Source organism: Arthrobacter sp. CAL618 (assembly GCF_000468215.1).
GTDB lineage: Bacteria > Actinomycetota > Actinomycetes > Actinomycetales > Micrococcaceae > Arthrobacter_D.
Genome location: NZ_ASZW01000158.1, coordinates 1 through 891 on the forward strand (window position 1 = coordinate 1; position 891 = coordinate 891).

Sequence of the window (891 nt, forward strand, 5' to 3'; positions counted from 1 at the left end):
CCGACGTCGGCGGGCACGCCTTCCTTGAAGTGCCGGACCACGCAGATTTCCAGGCTGTGTCCACCACCTCAGCGGTGGAAATCATCTGGCTCGCCCGGGGGGAACGCCCCCACGGTGAACTGCTGGACGCGGCGGTCCGGGATACGGTTCGGGTGCCCGGCTGGGTGTCGCTGGCCGCGCCGTTCGCCGTCGGAGTCGATGCCAGCTCCCGCGCCGGGCTGACCCTCGCCGCCGCTGCCGCAGCCACAGCAGGCCCCGAGCCGGAAGAAGTGAACATTGACGAAACGATCCTGTGGGAAACCCCGCAGCGGCTGAACGCGTCAACGCTGAATTCCTCGCTGAACCCGGACCGGCCCTCCGGTGCGCTCCCGTTCTATGCCTGGATCGCGGGCGAGGCCGCGGTGGTCCGTGGGCTGCGGCGTTATCTGGTGCGCGACGTCGGGATTGACCGCAAGCAGGTGGCCTTCATGGGGTATTGGCGCAGGGGTCGATCCGAACTTGGCTAGTCGCCACGCCGTGATCTGTGTAACGAAATTATAACTTCTCGGCTAAGCACTCTATTCTTATAGGGAGCCATCCGCATCATTGTGGCTCCCGGACTGCACGCCTAACCCTGTCAGCAGCCGGCCCCCAATTCACCGTGGCAGGGGTGGAGGACCCATCTTCGGCAGTTTTCTGCCTTGGGGTGCAGCCCTTCGCAAACCACTCTTCCGCTCACTGGAAGAGCAGCAGTGGGCCGAGTCAACTCTTGCTCGAATCCGACAGCTAACTTCACCGGCGTTGCAGAGAGGCTCCTGTTTTGCTCCAGCCGGTCACGTCCGGACGCCGCCGCGCGTCCGCCCCGCCTAAGTCCACCTTGAAATCCAACCGCCGGTCAGCTGTGCTGGCCGT

Annotated in this window: 1 protein-coding gene and 1 riboswitch; the gene reads left to right on the top strand. The window is 64.8% G+C overall.

The features are described 5' to 3' along the window. Positions 1 to 506: siderophore-interacting protein (locus tag K728_RS0109460; RefSeq protein ID WP_024476542.1), on the top strand; the 506-nt coding region annotated here is incomplete at its 5' end. 105 nt (positions 507 to 611) lie between these two features. After that, a riboswitch (cyclic di-AMP (ydaO/yuaA leader) is annotated at positions 612 to 795 on the top strand. The last annotated feature ends 96 nt before the right edge of the window (positions 796 to 891 follow it).